We start from the raw sequence: 15,455 nt of genomic DNA, 5'->3' as shown, positions 1-15,455 counted from the left end.
CGGCCTTCGCGAGCCGTCGGACGTCGACGTGCAGGTGCTGCTGCCCGCCGTGCTGTGCACGAGCATCGTGCAGGGCGGCGAGTACCGCCTGTCGGGCACGCTCGCGCGCGCGTCATGGAATCCGCGCGCGTTGCTGCTGACGGTGGCGCAGGAGGACGCCGCCGGCGCCGTGCGTGTGGGCGATCCGCCGGCGTGGCGCAGGGCCGTGCACGCGATGCAGCGGCGGTTCTTCGCTGTCGCCGACGGGCTTTCGGACCAAGGGCGCGTCCTCGTGCCGGGGCTGACGCTCGGCGTGCTCGGGCAGGATGCGCTCACCGACGGCGAACCCGTCGACGAGGTGTACGCACGCCGGCTCGAGGAAGGATGCCGCCGAGCGGGCATCATCCATCTCATGGCCGTTTCCGGAGGACACTACGCGCTGCTCGTCGCCGCGGCGACGGCGCTGTGCTCACGGTTGCTCGCTCCGCGCTGGGTCGTCGCCGCGTCACGCGCCGTCGCCGTAGGGGCGCTCACGGCCGTCCTCGTGCCGAGTGAATCGATCACGAGGGCAGTCGTCATGCATCTGCTCTCCCTCGGATACGTGCTGCTCGGAAGGCGTGAACAGACGACGCCGCTGCTGCTGTGGACGGCGATCGTCGCGATCGTCGCCAGACCTGCGCGCGCCGCCGATTTCGGCTTCGCGCTGTCGTGCGCGGCGGTCCTCGGCATCACGCTCGTCTCCGGGACGCTCGCGGCGGCGCTGCGGCGGTGGCTGCCGCACAGGATGGCCGACGCGCTCGCGACGACGATCGGCGCCCAGATGTTCACGGCGCCGCTGCAGCTGCTCATGCAGCCGCGGATCGCGCTGTGGGCGGTGCCGGCGAACCTGCTCGTCGCGCCGTGGATGGACATGGCCACCGTGTGCGGGCTCGGCGCGTACGCGCTCGGCTGGTGCATGCCCCGGCTCGGTTTCGCGCTCGCATGGTGCGCCTCGCTCGGCACGAAGAGCATCGAGATCGCCGCCGACGTCTTCGGCGCGGACGAAGCCACATCGACGCTCTCGTGGCCGCGTGACGCGGACGGCGCGTTGCGGCTGGCCGGCGCCGAAGCCCTCGTGCTGCTCATCGCCGCCCTGACGCGAGCGATGGCGCATCTGCGCGCCGGACAGCCACGACGGCGAGGATTCGCCGCGGCGCCGTCGCCGGTCGTCCGGCTGCGCCAGTGGCATGAGCGCACGTTCGCGATGCTCGTGGGTCTGCGCTGGCGGCGTACGGTGGCGGCCGATGGGCGTGCGGCGAGCGTCGGCGCGCCCCGGCACCGCACACGATCGGGGCGCCCCCGCGCGCCCCGGCGCCGGAAAGGGGAGCGGCCGTGATTGTCCAACGATGCGCACACATTGGGATTATGGGAGTGAACAAGGACGCGAACTGCGTCATCGTCTTCGGCGGCATTGAGTTCCTCAACGAACGCGAGGCGCGCGCCGACGTGCGCCGATGGCTCGACAACCACCGCGACGCCGACTTCGTCGAACTGGACGCGCGCGCGATCGAGGGATACGACTTCGACGAGGCGGTCAGCCCGTCGTTGCTGAGCGATCGCGCCGGCGTGCTGCTCACCCATCTCGAGGACGCCGACGAATCGCTCGGCAAGTCGCTCGTGGCCTACGTGCGCGAATCGGCGGGCGACCCGAACGCGTCCGGCGTCGTCATGCGCCACGCCGGAGGCGCCAAGGGCAAGCGCCTCGTCGACGACCTGCGGCGGGCCGGCGCGGCGATGCAGCAGGTCGACGACCTCAAGGCGCTCAAGGAGAAGGGCGGCGTGAGGAACTTCGCGATCGGCGAATTCGAACGTCGCGGACGCCGCGTCGAGCCGCAGGCCGCCGAACAGCTGGCGGCCGTCTACGGCGAGCACGGTTTCGGCGAGCTGTGCGCGATGGTCGGCCAGCTGTGCATGGACTTCGACGAGGACCCGATCACGCTCGAACAGGTCGACCGGTACATGATCGCCAATCCGCAGGTCACCGGCTTCAACGTGGCCGACGCCGCGCTCGACGGCGACGGCGCGCAGGCCGTCGTCATGCTGCGCTCGGCGCTCGTCCAGGGCGTCGACCCGATCGCCCTCGTCGGCGCGCTCGCGATGAAGCTGCGCTCGCTGGCGAAGGCCTCCGCCGTGCGCGCCGGATCGATCACGGCCGGCGAGGCGAAGATGCCGCCATGGCTCATCCGCAAGACGCAACGCCAGCTCTCCGGCTGGTCGTCGCAGGCGCTCGGCCGCTGCGTGCGCCGTCTCGCGTGGGCGGACGAGCAGTGCAAGACCGCCGGCGGCGACGCAGCCTACGCGCTCGAGCGCTGCGTGGAGCTCATCGCGAACAAAGGCGTTGAGTAACATGGACCGGGACAGCATCGGCAACATCGGAAGGTCGAAGGACATGGAATCGAAGCGATTCGCGGTGCCGCGCGCCGAGGACATGCGCGCGCTCGGCGCCGCCGTGGCCGCACGCATGCACGGCGGCGAGGTCATTCTGCTGTCGGGCCCGCTCGGCGCAGGCAAGACGACTTTCGCCCAGGGTTTCGGCGCGGGACTGGAGATCGACGAGCCGATCGTCTCGCCGACGTTCACGATCGCGCGCGAACTGTCCGGCGTCTTCGCGGACGGCCGCCCCGCGCGCCTCATCCACGTTGACGCCTACCGTCTGGGCGGCGTCGACTACGCGCCCGGACAGGACAGCGTCGACCGCCTCCTCGACGAGCTCGAATCGCTCGGGCTGGACGAGGAGCTCGAGGATGTCGACGAGCACGCCGTCGTCCTGATGGAATGGGGCGAGCAGATGGCCGCCGCGCTCGCCGACGAACGGCTCGACATCGTGCTCGAGCGTCCGCTCGGCCGCCCTGATGCGGCTCACGACGCCACACCGACGAGCGACGGCGTGCGTTACGCGACGCTCACCGGCGTCGGCGCGCGCTGGGAAGGCTTCCTCGACGGCTTCGAACCGCGCTGAGCGGCGCGGCCGCCAACGCACTACAACGAAAAGACGGAACATGCACACTCTAGTCATCGACACATCGTTCGGCTCGACCGTGGGCCTCGTCGGATACGATCCGGTCGTCGAACACGACTCGCGCACCCATGTGGAGAAGCTGCGCGACGACATCGACGCCGCATGCCGGCGGGCGGGCGTCGCGCCGCATCAGGTGGAACGCATCGTCGTCGGCGTCGGACCGGCGCCGTTCACCGGGCTGCGCGCCGGCATCGTCGCGGCGAAGGCGATCGCCTACGCGACCGGCGCGACGCTGCTCGGACAGGACGACCTGACGCCGAACGCCGTGCTCATGCACGCCGTCCACCGCCACGACCCACGCTTCGCGGCCCGCTTCGACTACGCCGACGTGAGTTTCGCCGCCGACGATTCGCCGCTCGTCGCGCTCACGCTCAGCGTCAACGACGCGCGCCGCAGGCAGCTCTACTTCGGCCTCTACGCCGACCTCGCCGCCGACGCCGGCGATCCGACGACGCTCATCGACATGGACATCGACGCCCCGGACCATATCGCGCGCCGCGTCGGCGAAGCCGTCGACGCATACCGCGCGGCGCATCCGGGCGTCGACGTCGTCATCGACGTCATCGGCCACGGCGCATGCAAATACGCATCCGCGTGGGAGGGACTCGAACACGTGGAGACGGTGAGCGACGCCGCCGCGCTCGACATGGGCGCCGAAGGGCTCGCGCTGTTCGCATCCGCCGCACAGACGCATGCCCCGGCCGACGAGGGCGTGGGAGCCGTCGAGCCGCTGTACCTGCGCAGACCCGACGTGAGCGTGCCGAACCCGCTCAAGCACGTGCTCAGCCACGATCCCGCGCATATGCCGGACGGGGCGACGGCATGATCGTGACCGGCGACGCGCTCGACCGCACGGCGGCCGTCAAGGCGATGGCCGCGCTCGAACGCGACCTCTTCGGCGCCGGCGCATGGAGTGAACGCGCCATCGCGCAGGAGCTCGACGCGCCCGCGCGCGCCTACTACTTCGACGTGGACGACGTGGAGGGGGACGATGGAACGAGCCCCCGCATACGCGGCTACGCGGGGTACTGGTACGACGGCTACGACGCGCAGGTCATGACGATCGGCGTCGCCCGCGACCATCAGCGCGAAGGCATCGGACGCGCGCTGCTCGAGCGGATGATCGCGGGCGCGAAGGCCGCCGGCGCCGAGCGCATGCTGCTCGAGGTGCGCGTCGACAACGACGCCGCGCTCGCGCTTTACCGGAGCATCGGATTCGAACGCATGGGGCTGCGCAGGCGGTATTATCAGCCCGAAGGCGTGGACGCGTACACGATGAGCCTCGAACTGAGGCCGCGCGTCGTGGGATTCGCCGCGAACTGACGGCAAGAAGGAACGCAGGACAGGATAAGGTGAAGGCATGGAACACACGGAGACGATGAGCGGGCCGATCATCCTCGGCATCGAATCGACATGCGACGAGACGGCTGCGGCGGTCGTGCAGGGCGACGCATTGCGTTCGAACGTCGTCGCGTCGTCGATGGACGAGCATGCGCGCTACGGCGGCGTCATCCCCGAGATCGCGTCGCGCGCGCACGCACAGGCCTTCGTTCCGGTCGTCTCGAAGGCGCTCGCGGACGCGGGGCTGGAGATCTCGGACATCGACGTGATCGCCGTGTCGGCCGGTCCGGGCCTCGCCGGATGCCTCGCCGTCGGCGTCTCCGGTGCGAAGGCGCTCGGATGGGCCGCCGGCAAGCCGGTTTACGGCGTAAACCATGTGATCGGTCATGTGGCGGTGACGCAGCTGCAGTTCGGCGCGCTGCCGGCGAACACGATGGCGCTCATCGTCTCCGGCGGCCATACGTCGCTGCTGCATGTCGAGGATATCGCGCGCCATGTGGACGTCGTCGGCACGACGCTCGACGACGCGGCCGGCGAATGCTTCGACAAGGTGGCGCGCCTGCTCGGCTTCCCGTATCCGGGAGGTCCTCACATCGACGCGCACGCACGGCGCGGCGATCCGCATGCGATCCATGTGCCGCAGGGACTCACGCAGGGCCGCGCCGGCAAGCAGCATCCGTACGACTTCAGCTTCTCGGGCGTCAAGACGGCGGTCGCGCGCTGGGTCGAGGAGAGGCAGGCGGCCGGGGAGTCGATTCCGGTGGACGACGTGTGCGCGTCGCTCGCGGCGTCGGTCGCCGACGTGCTCGCGAAGAAGGCGATGCGCGGCTGCGCGCAGTACGATGCGGACACGCTCATCGTCGGCGGCGGGTTCTCGGCCAACTCGCAGCTGCGGCAGGCGTTGCTCACGGCCGGCGAGGAGCACGGCGTCGATGTGCGGCTGCCGCGCGTCGCGCTATGCACCGACAACGGGGCGATGGTCGCCATGCTCGGCTCGAACCTCGTCCGGGCGGGCGTCGCGCCGTCGTCGCCGGACTTCCCGATTGATTCGGCGATGTCGCTCGAGCGGATCGTGATGCCGTGACGGCAACACGCCGGATTTGCGTGTTGTAGCTGCAACGCGTATATTATCTTTCTGTTGCGTTGAAGAGATTCAACGAAGCAGTATTCCTGCGTAGCTCAGTTGGCAGAGCATCCGACTGTTAATCGGACGGTCGCTGGTTCAAGCCCAGCCGCAGGAGCCAGCAAGCCGCCTCCGGGCGGCTTTTTCGTCTCCTGTGAACGGGTCGATTCAGCGCCCTAGACGCATGCGGGATGCCGGTCGTCCGGGGATGTGACCGAACCGTGAAGCAAGTATGGGGAATTTGTATGCATGTGGGGCGCGGACGCGCCAACGGCGGATAAAGCGCGTACAGTGGACATCGTCGGTTCAAGGCCGACGGCGGAATGGATCCCGTCGGACGCATGGGTGGTTCGCGTCATTGGTTTCGGGGGCGCGGAATCCGCGACCCGCCCGTCGGCCTTGGGCTGATTTTTCGTTCCTTGATCGTGCCTCCCGCTGACTCGCTTCTTCCCCGCACCGGTTCCGTCCTCACACGATTCACATGGGTAGCGCCGCTCTTACGGGGGCCATGCTCATGCGACGGCCTCGTTCCTCCGGGATGCATTCAGGGCGCCGATGCGGCAGCGGATTCGACACGCCGGATTTGCGTATCGCGGGCGCAACGCGTATATTATCTTTCTGTTGCGTTGAAGAGATTCAACGAAGCAGTATTCCTGCGTAGCTCAGTTGGCAGAGCATCCGACTGTTAATCGGACGGTCGCTGGTTCAAGCCCAGCCGCAGGAGCTCACCATCATTGCCCACGGCGTGTCGCCGTGGGTTTTTTGTTAATTCTGTGTTAACGGAGCTCATGTGATTCATTTGCTCTAGTTGAACTCGTAGCAGATCGGCTTGTTTTGCGATTTCTTCCTTCATCTTGGTGTCGTCAAGAAGCGAATCAAGAGTGGTGCCAAGACTGTGGGCTACATTCACAGCGCTAACCAAGCTCCAGTGAGTTAATCCATTCAGGCGCTGAGACACCGCTCCTTCGCTTGTGACGCCCATAGGTTCGATAAGCGATTTCTGCGTTCTCTTTTGTGATTTGCGAAGACTATTCACGTTGAAGTTTAAAACCCGTTCGGCATAGTCGCCAAGAGTAGATGGAGATACGTCTATTCGCGGTTGGATCATTGTCATTCCTGGCGCTCCTCTGCATTCGTTGATATGAACTGTTCTCTTGAACAGAAGGATACGGAAGAATTTGACTTTAGTCAAACTAATGCTATGCTGATTTTATTAGTTCTACTAACGCTTTAGGGAGGCTGATGACATGGCTTGTCATATGTTGCAATGGCGACGCGAGCACGGATATACGCAGCTGGCCCTGGCGCAAAAGCTGAACCAGTCAGCCTCAACCATTTCCCTGAAGGAACGTGGTCTGATGCCATGGCAACAGAGCGACTTGCAAGCGCTTCATGATGAGTTTGGTCTTTCATCTGATTTTGTGCTTGGTCTTGATGGTGAGGCTGAGCGTGCGGACACACAGTTGGAGGTGGCGTGATGGCTGGGTATGCGGGTTTGCCGTCATCCGGTGGCGTTGATGGGACGAGGTGGTTCCTGACGCGGGCGGAGCGTTCGTTGATGCAGTGGGCCGTGTTGGACGGCGAGGGGCAGGTGTTGGTGCAAAAGCTGGCCGAGCCGATGCCGACGGAGGCTGACCTGGGCTCGTTGTATGTGCAGCTTGAGGTGATGGACGATGCCGAGCTGATTGATCGGTTTGCGGCTCGGGTTGATGGCTATGTGCCGTCGGATGTGTTGTTGTTTGTCTATGACGTGTGCCGACCGCAGGTGCGTTGGCTGTTGCCGCGCCTGCCGTACGCGGATGCCGAGCTCGCGCGCCGCCGTGACGGGTTCGGCATGGAGGCTGCCTCGGTGGAGCGTCGCGCCCGCCTGCTCAATGATGCCGGCGTCTCGTGTCTGCTGGCGTGCGGGTGCATGGAGCCGTCCGAGCGGGTGTGCCGTATGCTCATCGGCGTTGTGAACGATGACGGGCATGTGGGTGATGATGCGGTCGCGGTGTTGCGTGAGATGTGGCTTGGCTTGGTGTCGGCCGTTGATCCGGCGGATCGCGGCATGGCGTACCTGTATTCGGGGGCCGTGGCCTTGGCGTTGGTCGATGCATTGTCGCCGCTGGCGCAGGTCGAACGCGGCGGGGCCCGGGCGTATCCCGATGCGCGTCAGTTCCTGTTCGAAAGGGGCTGATCGGCATGGGAACGGCATTCAAGGGTTCTGGAATGCTTGGCGTGTATAGGCTTCCACGGCGCCTTGCTGGCATGGCAACGGTTTGGCCAGTTTCTGATCCGTGGTCCATCGTGAGGAGACCCGCAGGCGTCGGCATTCATCCGCGATCGCGGGGCCGAGGAATCGTCGGGTCTTCTCCAGATTCCTTGCTGTGGGATGCTTGCCTGCGGGGTTCTGATGCCACCCGCAGAAGTAGACCGCATCGGGTTCCTCCACATCGTTGCGCAAGCTCGATGGAATGTCCTGGATCGCACGGATTCGGTGCCGGTTCCAATGCCCGGGCACTGCGCCGGACGCGTGTTGCAGTTCCTGTAGGAAACCGCTCACACGGAACGGGCTGTCCGTCGGTGCGGGGTGGATTCCCAGAACCTCGATCAGGGTCTTGTATTCCTCGTGGCTCAGCATCGGATTGGCGTAGAGCATTCCTTGCCGGTCCTGATGTACTTCGTACAGGTGCGACCAGTGTTGCGTGTCTTCCGGTTGCGTTGGCCTGTACGAGACGAGCAACGGCATGTACGGCCAGTCTAGAGTGCCTGATTCCGGTTCGTATGCGAAGAACGCCGAGAACAGCGCCTTTCCGTTGCGGTATTCCCAACGGAAGCGGGTCGCGTCGTACCGTTCCAGAACAAGTCTGGTTGTTTCTGTCAGTTCGGGCAGATTCATGGTATATCCTTTCTCGCCATGTTATGGCGAATGATCGGGGGACTGTTGGAATTAGTCCCGGTTGTTTGTCGTGGCGGGATTGCGGCGCCGGTATAAGCCTTGCCGGTGTCGTGCGTCCTTCCGTGCTCAGCGACTGCTGTTCGTCGGGCGCGGGTGGGGCGCGTTTCCTGCCACGTTCGTCACGTTATATGGTTCCGGATATGGTTCAGGTGCATGCCGCGGACCACGCTGGCAGGTTGGTGATATACGTTTCTGGCTTGTCTTGCCGGTCGATGTATTCGATCGTGATCTTGGTTGTCATGTTTCATTCAGGTGGCGTGATGGCATCTTCGATGGATCGTGGGTCGCGGCTGGTCGCCGCGCGTGGGGTTGGTTCAGTTGAGTGTCCATGCGGTGATGTGGTCCTTGTACAGGGTCACGGTCAGGTCGTAGTCGCGTTTGAATTTGATGATGCGTGTGTCGGGGTCGTCGAGTTGGCGTCGCAGGTCGTTGATGTCCGTGTCGTGGGACAGTGTCCACGATTCGTATGGTGCGTAGATGGTCAGTGTGTGGCGCATGGCCCTTCCTTTCGTGTGTCGTGGGTGTGTCGGTGCACATCATACGCGTCGCGCGGAGGGGCCATGGTCCACGGTCGCGCGTCAGTCGCCGAGCTCGGCGACGGTGATGGTGCGTACCCAGATCGGGTTGATGTACTTGTCGGCTCTGGGGGCTCCGGTCTGGATGTGGACCGGGATGGGCTTGGCCCGTTCGATGCTGTCGAGGATATCGGGGATCGGCAGGTCGGTGATGTGGGTCTCCGGCTCGTCGTCCCGGTCGATGTATTCGATCGTGATCCTGGTTGTCATGTTTCTTATCCTTTCCCGCCGCATAGCGACGAAAACAGGGCCTTTATTGGTTTTGGTGTTGTTATGTTGTGTGCGGCGGGATTGCGGTACGGGCCAATGCCGGCCTGCGCCGTGTGTCTTCCCGCGTCCGGCGACTGCTATTCGTCGGGCGTGGGGGAGGCGCGTTTCCTGCCGCATTCGTCACGCTATACGGTTTTGGCGCTGGTCGCGGCCCATGTGCCGGGCGGTTGCCTCTGTCGTTTTTTGTTTTTCGCGTTTGGTTTTGATGGTGAGACTGAGCGTGCGGATGTGAAGTTGGAGGTGGCGTGATGGCTGTGCGTAGCCTAGGCGTGTCAGAGTCCGGGTATGCGGGGCTGCTCTCGTGCGAGTCTGCGGTGGGTTGGGGTTTTCTCACTCCGGTGGAACGGGAGCTGCTGCGGTCCGTGTTGTTGGATATTGATCATTCCGGTGCACTTCGTATGCCGGCCGGTGTTCACAGTACCGTGTCGGTGGACGAGCTGTCCTCTTTGTCGGATGATGCCCTGATCGCCAGGTTTAACGGGTATGTGGATTCGTTGTTGGGGGCGGACTGGCTGTTGTGCATATATGATGTGTGCCGTCCGGAGGTACGGGAATTGCTTTCCGATGCCCCCATGCGTGATGCCCGCTATTGGCGTATGCGGCATGGGACGCCTATGGCAGACGCGGGTGTGGAACGTGCCGCACGCGCGCTGTTGCATGCGGGTCTGCGCAAGCCGTTGGGCGAAGCATGCGCCCAACTGGATGAGCCGGTTGAGCGCATGCTGGTTCGGGTCGTGCGTGGCGAGCGTTGTGATCCTGAGAGCGAGATCATGTCGTCTGGCGTGCGTGTGCTGCGCGAATCGTGGACTGATCTGGTGTTCTCGTTCCCGGTCGGGGAACGCGTATTCCTGACCGGGCAACTGGAGGACATTGCCCTGGCCGTGGCGTCGGCGTTGCTGCTGCCGCAGGAAGGGGATGCATGGTGATGATTCGGTTCTCAGTGGAAGTTGTCCGTGGCATCGGTGTCCTTCGGAAGTCTCAGGGAGATGGGATGCCCGTCTTTATCCCTAGGGGGCTGATCCGTCCAGCAGGTGGATTTTCTCAGCTTTTTGCATTGCTGTGCCCACATGGGGCCGATCAGACGGCGGGTCTTTTCTTGATTCGCCTCGGTGGGGCCGTTCGGGCTGATCTCCCGTGCGCAGATGTAGTAGATCTTGTTCGATTCCTCGATATTCGATCGGTAGGTTGCGGGCAGGTCATTGATGGTTCGTATGCGGTGTCTTGCCCAGTTGTTCCGTACATGTGCGGAGGATCCGTCGACATCGCCAAGGAAGATCGCAGGGCTCCACGGGTCGGTGCCTTGCCGTCGGCGTCCAATGTGCAGGATGTTGATCAGCGTGTAGTAGTCCTTGCCTTCGAGCCTGGCGGAGCATTGGTAGGTTCCGTTGCGCATGAGCAGACTGAAGGAGTGATTCCACGGATTGTTGATTCCGCCACATTGGCATATGAAGAGTTCGGCATCCCCGATACTGCCGTCGTTGGCGAGCGTCGCCGTGAAAAGCACCTCGAATTGTGCGGTTGGCACGTACTGGTCCTGATATCGCCAGAAGAATCGGGTCTCGCCGTGTTGGGCGAGAATCGTGCGTGCGGTTTCCGTCAGTGTGTGCAGTTGCATGTTTCATTCTTTCCCGCCGCGTCGCGACGTTTTGTTGGGGAACCTGCTGGTTCCGGTTTGTGTGTTGCGTGCGGCGGGATTGCGGTGCGGGCCGTTCGGGCCTGTGCCGTGCGTCTTCCCGCGTCCGGCGACTGGTACTCGTCGGGCGTGGGGGAGGCGCGTTTCCTGCCACGTTCGTCACGCTATATGGTTTCGGTGCATGTCGCGGACCACTCGTGCGACAGGGTGTATTCGGGTGTGATTCTGGTGGCTCGCGCACATGCGCTGACCACCAGAATCACGGTTGCGGTTTATTCGCGGTTGACTTCGATGGTCCAGGCTTGGAGCCGTGCCGGATTGAGAATCCTGGTGTCGCCGTGGCTGTCCGTGATGGTCAGGGTCCTGCCTCGTCGTGCGTGTTTCGACATGGTGTCGAGCAGTGTCTTGGGGTTGGTGTCGTCGGCCAGGTGCCAGACATGCTTCGGCTCCCACGTGATGAGTTCGATGCTCATGGTTTCATCCTTTCCCGCCATGTTCATGGCGAGCATTCGGGGGACTCTGCTAATCAAGTCCCGATTGTTTGTTGTGGCGGGATCGCGGTGCCGGTTGTATCCTTGCCGGTTCCGTGCGTCTTCTCCTGCCCGACGACTTGCACTCGTCGGGCAGGGAGGGACGCGTTTCCTGCCACGTTCGTCACGTTATATGGTTTCGGTGCATGCTGCGGACCACTCGTGTGGCCTATGTGTGTCAGATGTGGTGGAGTTCCCATTGCAGGAATTGGTGCGGGTTGACGAATACCCGTTCTATGGGTGTGTCAATCGTGAAAGCGGGCACTCGATTCGGCAGCGGTTTGGTGTCGTCGAGGCAGTGCCGGGCGTCCGTTTCAAGCATCTGCCACGTGTGGATCGTGCCGTCCGGGGTCATGGCTTTGAGAATGACCATAATCATAATTCCTTTCCCGCCACGTTCATGGCGAGCATTCGGGGGTCTTGTGTTTGGACCCGTTGTTTTCGCTGTGGCGGGATGGCGGTGCCGGTTGTATTCCTTGCCGGCACTGTTGTGTCCTTCCCGCGTCCGGCGACTGCTACTCGTCGGGCGTGGGTGGGGGCGCGTTTCCTGCCACGGTCGCATGGTATGCGCGTTTCGTGTGGTCCGCGGTCCACATGGTGCGTGCGGTCGTGTGGCGCGGTGGCTTCGTATCGGTTTATTGAAAGGCTGTTGGATCATGTCCAATGAAAATCGTTTCGAGATTCCGTTGTATGCGGGGTATTCGTATCGGATCGTCCAGGATGGCTACAACGCGGACCCGCAGTGGGTGTTCGTGGTGCCCGAACCTCGCGGATACGGCAGGGACGTGGAGTATTACCGTCATGCCAAGGAGCGTGTGAACGCGGTGCTCGACGAGTTGATCGCGTCGAGCGAGCGGATCGAGGGCGAGCGTAAGCACAAGCGGGCGGCGCAGTGCCGTCGGGAGCTGGAGCGGATCGGCGGCGAACTCACGCAAGCGCCGGCCGTCGGGGGTTCCGATGGTGTCTGAGATCGCCGCGCGTGTCCGTGCGGCTTTCGGACGGATTGCGGATCTGGCGGTGTGGTGGTTCGCGGTGGCGGTTCTGGCGGTGGCGTCGTTGCTGGGCGTCGAGGATCTGGACCGGTGAGGCCCGATGGGAATGAAAAAGGACCGCCGGGTTCATGTGGGTATGGTCTTCGGCGGTCCGAGAAGGAGAGAGGATTCCCGGAACGGTTCGGTACGCGCGTGGATGCGCCGCCCGGCTCGTTCCCGGCTCTTCCCGTCGTTTCAGCGTATCGGGTTGGGTCGTGGATGTCAATGCGGTGTCTTCCGAGAGCGTAGACGGGCCGCGACGGAGACGAATGGAGAGAGAGGAGGACTTATGTCCAGGAAATCAAGGAGACGCCGGGCGGCGGAGGCGGCGAAGGCGCGGCACCCGTCGTCCGGGGGTGGCGCGGATGCGCGGGTGAACGAGGATCTGCTCTTCCCGCCATCGGACGCGACGCCCGGTTCGCGGGGCCGCGAGGCCCGTTCGAAGGCACGGTTCGATATGACGGCGATCATGCGCAAGCCGGTCATCGACCCGTTCGCACGGAAGGAGACGTGCTGATGCGTGGTTCAGGTCCCGATATGGGCTGTCCATGTGATGTCGTCCGGGCCCCGAGGCGGGTCCTCGGTCGCGCCGTATTGTCCGAGATGGACGGTGAGCCCGTGCGTCTGGCCGATTACGCCGATCGACCATTGGCTGTGCCCGGCTGTCTGGTCACGGGGGCCGAGGTCGATCAGGCAGCCGGTTCCCGTGGCGTCGTCGTGGATCTGTATCACGGGGACGACGTCCGTTGGCAGGATGTGGTGGCCGGTTTTCTCGTTCAGGCCCAGCGCCTCGTGGGCCGTGATGACGGCCGGCATGAGGCAAGCGTGGTGTTGTGCCGCCCAGGCGTCGCAGAAGCGCTTGATCTTGAGTCCGACGCCTTCACGCCGGTGTTCCGGTGTGAAGGCGATGCCCTGGGTGACGGCTACCGCGCGCAGGGTCATCTGTGCGGCGTGCTGGACGCCGTTCGCCATGAAAGCGTCGGCTGTCTGTTCGTCTGGCATGACGAACGCGCCTGCTATGAGGCCGTCTTGTCCCCACGCGCCTATCAGCGTAGGCCGGAACGCGTCGTCGTCGTGGGCGAGGGGCTGTGGCAGGCAGTCGTCCCAGCCATGCTCGATCTGTTCGGACGGCGATGCCCGGACTTCGTCTGCCTCCATCTGCGTTTCGACGGGCCGGATGTCGATGGCGGCGGCTGGATGTGCCGCGAGTACGGTGCCGGCCGGGTGCGCCGGTGGTTGATGGACGGCGCGCCGCGTGCGCAGGAGGTTCTTGATTCGTTCGAACGATCCCATGCCACCGATGATAGGAGGTGCTCATGAGCACGATGATGACGTTGCATATGGAGGAGGGCGGAGGGCTGCCGGTTGAGTCGTCCTGCGGTCTAGGTGTGGTCGAGCCACTCGACGGTGGCCTGTTGGTGGCCTCGGCGCGGGATATCGGATTGCAGTGCCTGGCCGACGCGGATGGCCGGCCGTGTGGATTGTCCGAGTATCTTGAACGCCCATCTGGCTGCGGGGGTCTGCCGGGTGAAAGGAAGCCCGATGGGCGTCAGGCCCGTGTCCGCGTGGCCCGGCTGGATGACCAGCGGGACCAGCGGTGCAAGGATGCGGTAGCCGCAGCGTCGGTTGAGTGCGTGCGCCTGATCGGTGGTCGGGATGCCCGATATGAGCAGAGCGTCGTGCTCACGCGCCCACTGTTCGCAGAAGTACTTGAGCTGCGTTCCAATGCCTTTTCCCCTGTGTTGGGGGAGCGTCGCGATCCCTTGGATCATTACGCAGTATCGTTCGATGATCTGCGCGCCTTGGTCGCCTATCGTGAGCCGGTATTGCTCGGCGTCCTGTTCGTCTGGCATGACGAACGCTCCTCCTATCGGGTCGTCGCCGGCCCACGCCCCTATAAGCGTCGGCCTGAACAGGTCGTGGGTGTCGGCTCCGGGGTATTCGATGCGCTGGTCCCGGCCATGCTTGATCTGTTCGGTGAGCAGGCCCCAGATCATCTGTGCCTCCATATCGTCGCGCGCGACGATGATCCGGATGGTCCCGTCAGGTACGTGCCGCTCGGACCATCGGCGCAGGAGGTTCTTGATTTGTTCGAACGTCATATCGCCGATTCCATCGGCGGCAAGGAGGTGCGCTGATGCGTGGCAGTGGTGAGGTTGTGGCGCCGCGCCGGTATACGGCCGGTCAGGTGCGTCTGATCGTGTCGTCGCCGCCGGACGGCAGCCAGGATTTCTATGTGTCGGTGATGGTGGGCATGCCGTTGCCGATGGTCGCGGTGGAGCGCGCGCGTCTGATGGGCGCGGCGCATGAGCGGGGGAGGCTGGGATGACGGCGGGTACTGCGGAGCGGGTGTATCGTCTGCGTGACGGGCGGGTCACGCCGGCGATGGGCGCGGTGCTGACGTATCTGGCGTTCAGGGCGTATTACGAGGACGGCCGGTGCGCGTGGCCCTCGGTGGACACGATCGCGGCGTCGACGTTCCTGTCGAAGCGCACGGTGACCCGCGCGATCGGCGCGCTGATCGATCTGGGGTATGTGCGCCAGAACCCGAACCAGGCATGGAACCAGATGGATCCCGAGACGGGCGAGTGGAAGCGCAAGGGGTACAGGACGGTCGTCTATGACGTGCTCACCGAGCGTTTCGAGCGTGTGGAGGACGTGTCCGCCGAGCGTGTCCGTGACGAGCGTGAGGCCGTCGCGGGGCAGGGGTGTCAGAATGTCACCCCTGACGAAACCGTTGGAAACACGCCGTTTGTTCAGGGGTGTCAGAATGTCGCCCCTGGACCGGATGCGTCGGGCAGGGGTGACATTGTGACCGGGCAGGGGTGTCACAATGTCACCCAACCAACTAATAACCAACAATTACCCCCTACCCCTACGGGGTATCCCCCCGCAAGCGGGGAGAGCCCCGAAACGGAGCGGGAGGGGGACGGGCCGGATGCGGACGCGTATCCGGACGCCGGGGCGCGCCGGG

Annotated in this window: 22 protein-coding genes and 2 tRNA genes; 16 read left to right on the top strand and 8 right to left on the bottom strand. The window is 64.3% G+C overall.

Translation table 11 applies throughout. The features are described from left to right. From B1400_RS08230 to B1400_RS08180, 10 genes are all read left to right on the top strand, one after another. Window positions 1-1,354 (top strand): ComEC/Rec2 family competence protein (locus B1400_RS08230; protein WP_095613927.1); only part of this gene is annotated, 1,354 nt, incomplete at its 5' end. A 29-nt stretch (window positions 1,355-1,383) separates the two neighbouring features. Then, entirely contained in the window at window positions 1,384-2,364 is a 981-nt protein-coding gene (gene holA, locus B1400_RS08225; RefSeq protein WP_095613926.1) for a DNA polymerase III subunit delta, read from the top strand. A gap of 43 nt (window positions 2,365-2,407) precedes the next feature. Continuing rightward, window positions 2,408-2,977: a tRNA (adenosine(37)-N6)-threonylcarbamoyltransferase complex ATPase subunit type 1 TsaE gene (gene tsaE, locus B1400_RS08220; protein ID WP_095613930.1), complete on the top strand. Its 570-nt coding sequence runs from the start codon at window positions 2,408-2,410 to the stop codon at window positions 2,975-2,977. 40 nt (window positions 2,978-3,017) lie between these two features. Next, a complete protein-coding gene (tsaB, locus tag B1400_RS08215; RefSeq protein WP_095613925.1) occupies window positions 3,018-3,863 on the top strand; it encodes a tRNA (adenosine(37)-N6)-threonylcarbamoyltransferase complex dimerization subunit type 1 TsaB in 846 nt (281 codons plus the stop codon). Next, complete coding sequence (gene rimI / locus B1400_RS08210; protein WP_095613924.1) at window positions 3,860-4,360, top strand: ribosomal protein S18-alanine N-acetyltransferase; 501 nt, start codon at window positions 3,860-3,862, stop codon at window positions 4,358-4,360. Before tsaB ends, rimI begins: the two co-directional genes overlap by 4 nt. Before the next feature lie 55 nt (window positions 4,361-4,415). After that, complete coding sequence (gene tsaD, locus B1400_RS08205) at window positions 4,416-5,462, top strand: tRNA (adenosine(37)-N6)-threonylcarbamoyltransferase complex transferase subunit TsaD (RefSeq protein ID WP_095613929.1); 1,047 nt, start codon at window positions 4,416-4,418, stop codon at window positions 5,460-5,462. Window positions 5,463-5,546: 84 nt separating this feature from the next. Next, window positions 5,547-5,622: transfer RNA gene (locus B1400_RS08200), tRNA-Asn, on the top strand. A 530-nt stretch (window positions 5,623-6,152) separates the two neighbouring features. Then, window positions 6,153-6,225 (top strand) — tRNA-Asn (locus B1400_RS08195). A 523-nt stretch (window positions 6,226-6,748) separates the two neighbouring features. Further along, window positions 6,749-6,979, top strand: coding sequence for a helix-turn-helix domain-containing protein (locus B1400_RS08185; RefSeq protein ID WP_095613923.1), 231 nt, complete (start codon window positions 6,749-6,751; stop codon window positions 6,977-6,979). An 80-nt stretch (window positions 6,980-7,059) separates the two neighbouring features. Next, on the top strand, window positions 7,060-7,680 hold the full coding sequence (locus B1400_RS08180) for a hypothetical protein (protein WP_133064662.1): 621 nt from the start codon (window positions 7,060-7,062) through the stop codon (window positions 7,678-7,680). A gap of 18 nt (window positions 7,681-7,698) precedes the next feature. On the opposite strand, the gene B1400_RS08175 is transcribed toward B1400_RS08180, so the two are convergent. From B1400_RS08175 to B1400_RS08165, 3 genes are all read right to left on the bottom strand, one after another. After that, window positions 7,699-8,382 (bottom strand): DUF6037 family protein, encoded by a 684-nt coding sequence (locus tag B1400_RS08175; protein WP_095613921.1) that lies wholly within the window; start codon window positions 8,380-8,382, stop codon window positions 7,699-7,701. A gap of 374 nt (window positions 8,383-8,756) precedes the next feature. Then, on the bottom strand, window positions 8,757-8,939 hold the full coding sequence (locus B1400_RS08170) for a hypothetical protein (protein ID WP_095613920.1): 183 nt from the start codon (window positions 8,937-8,939) through the stop codon (window positions 8,757-8,759). 81 nt (window positions 8,940-9,020) lie between these two features. Beyond that, a complete protein-coding gene (locus B1400_RS08165; protein WP_095613919.1) occupies window positions 9,021-9,227 on the bottom strand; it encodes a hypothetical protein in 207 nt (68 codons plus the stop codon). 398 nt (window positions 9,228-9,625) lie between these two features. Between B1400_RS08165 and B1400_RS08160 the strand changes: the two genes are divergently transcribed. After that, complete coding sequence (locus B1400_RS08160) at window positions 9,626-10,213, top strand: hypothetical protein (RefSeq protein WP_133064661.1); 588 nt, start codon at window positions 9,626-9,628, stop codon at window positions 10,211-10,213. A gap of 11 nt (window positions 10,214-10,224) precedes the next feature. On the opposite strand, the gene B1400_RS08155 is transcribed toward B1400_RS08160, so the two are convergent. The 3 genes from B1400_RS08155 to B1400_RS08145 form a co-directional block, all read right to left on the bottom strand. Then, window positions 10,225-10,902, bottom strand: a complete 678-nt coding sequence (locus B1400_RS08155) for a DUF6037 family protein (RefSeq protein WP_095613917.1) — start codon at window positions 10,900-10,902, stop codon at window positions 10,225-10,227. A gap of 290 nt (window positions 10,903-11,192) precedes the next feature. Further along, the gene (locus tag B1400_RS08150; RefSeq protein ID WP_133064660.1) at window positions 11,193-11,393 is read right to left on the bottom strand and encodes a hypothetical protein; all 201 of its coding nucleotides are present in this window, start codon (window positions 11,391-11,393) and stop codon (window positions 11,193-11,195) included. A gap of 235 nt (window positions 11,394-11,628) precedes the next feature. Next, window positions 11,629-11,823: a hypothetical protein gene (locus B1400_RS08145; RefSeq protein ID WP_133064659.1), complete on the bottom strand. Its 195-nt coding sequence runs from the start codon at window positions 11,821-11,823 to the stop codon at window positions 11,629-11,631. 283 nt (window positions 11,824-12,106) lie between these two features. Here B1400_RS08145 and B1400_RS08140 point away from each other — a divergent pair, with 283 nt between their 5' ends. From B1400_RS08140 to B1400_RS09530, 3 genes are all read left to right on the top strand, one after another. Next, window positions 12,107-12,418 carry a hypothetical protein gene (locus B1400_RS08140; protein WP_095613914.1) on the top strand — a complete coding sequence of 104 codons (312 nt, stop codon included), beginning with the start codon at window positions 12,107-12,109 and terminating at the stop codon, window positions 12,416-12,418. Beyond that, window positions 12,408-12,536, top strand: a complete 129-nt coding sequence (locus B1400_RS10075; RefSeq protein ID WP_268802265.1) for a hypothetical protein — start codon at window positions 12,408-12,410, stop codon at window positions 12,534-12,536. Before B1400_RS08140 ends, B1400_RS10075 begins: the two co-directional genes overlap by 11 nt. A 234-nt stretch (window positions 12,537-12,770) precedes the next feature. Further along, window positions 12,771-12,998: a hypothetical protein gene (locus B1400_RS09530; protein WP_133064658.1), complete on the top strand. Its 228-nt coding sequence runs from the start codon at window positions 12,771-12,773 to the stop codon at window positions 12,996-12,998. 8 nt (window positions 12,999-13,006) lie between these two features. Here the strand turns inward: B1400_RS09530 and B1400_RS08135 are convergent, their stop codons facing one another. Together B1400_RS08135 and B1400_RS10175 are read right to left on the bottom strand one after the other, a co-directional pair. Further along, on the bottom strand, window positions 13,007-13,774 hold the full coding sequence (locus B1400_RS08135; protein ID WP_095613913.1) for a GNAT family N-acetyltransferase: 768 nt from the start codon (window positions 13,772-13,774) through the stop codon (window positions 13,007-13,009). A gap of 89 nt (window positions 13,775-13,863) precedes the next feature. Then, window positions 13,864-14,478, bottom strand: a complete 615-nt coding sequence (locus B1400_RS10175) for a GNAT family N-acetyltransferase (RefSeq protein ID WP_407641087.1) — start codon at window positions 14,476-14,478, stop codon at window positions 13,864-13,866. A 140-nt stretch (window positions 14,479-14,618) separates the two neighbouring features. Here B1400_RS10175 and B1400_RS08125 point away from each other — a divergent pair, with 140 nt between their 5' ends. After that, complete coding sequence (locus B1400_RS08125) at window positions 14,619-14,810, top strand: hypothetical protein (RefSeq protein WP_095613911.1); 192 nt, start codon at window positions 14,619-14,621, stop codon at window positions 14,808-14,810. Next, window positions 14,807-15,455 (top strand): helix-turn-helix domain-containing protein (locus B1400_RS08120; RefSeq protein WP_201260213.1); only part of this gene is annotated, 649 nt, incomplete at its 3' end. The genes B1400_RS08125 and B1400_RS08120, both read left to right, overlap by 4 nt.

The sequence above is a fragment of the Bifidobacterium italicum genome, assembly GCF_002286915.1.
GTDB classification, from domain to species: domain Bacteria; phylum Actinomycetota; class Actinomycetes; order Actinomycetales; family Bifidobacteriaceae; genus Bifidobacterium; species Bifidobacterium italicum.
Note: the sequence above shows the minus strand (reverse complement) of the source record. Positions and strands in the feature narration are given on the sequence as shown.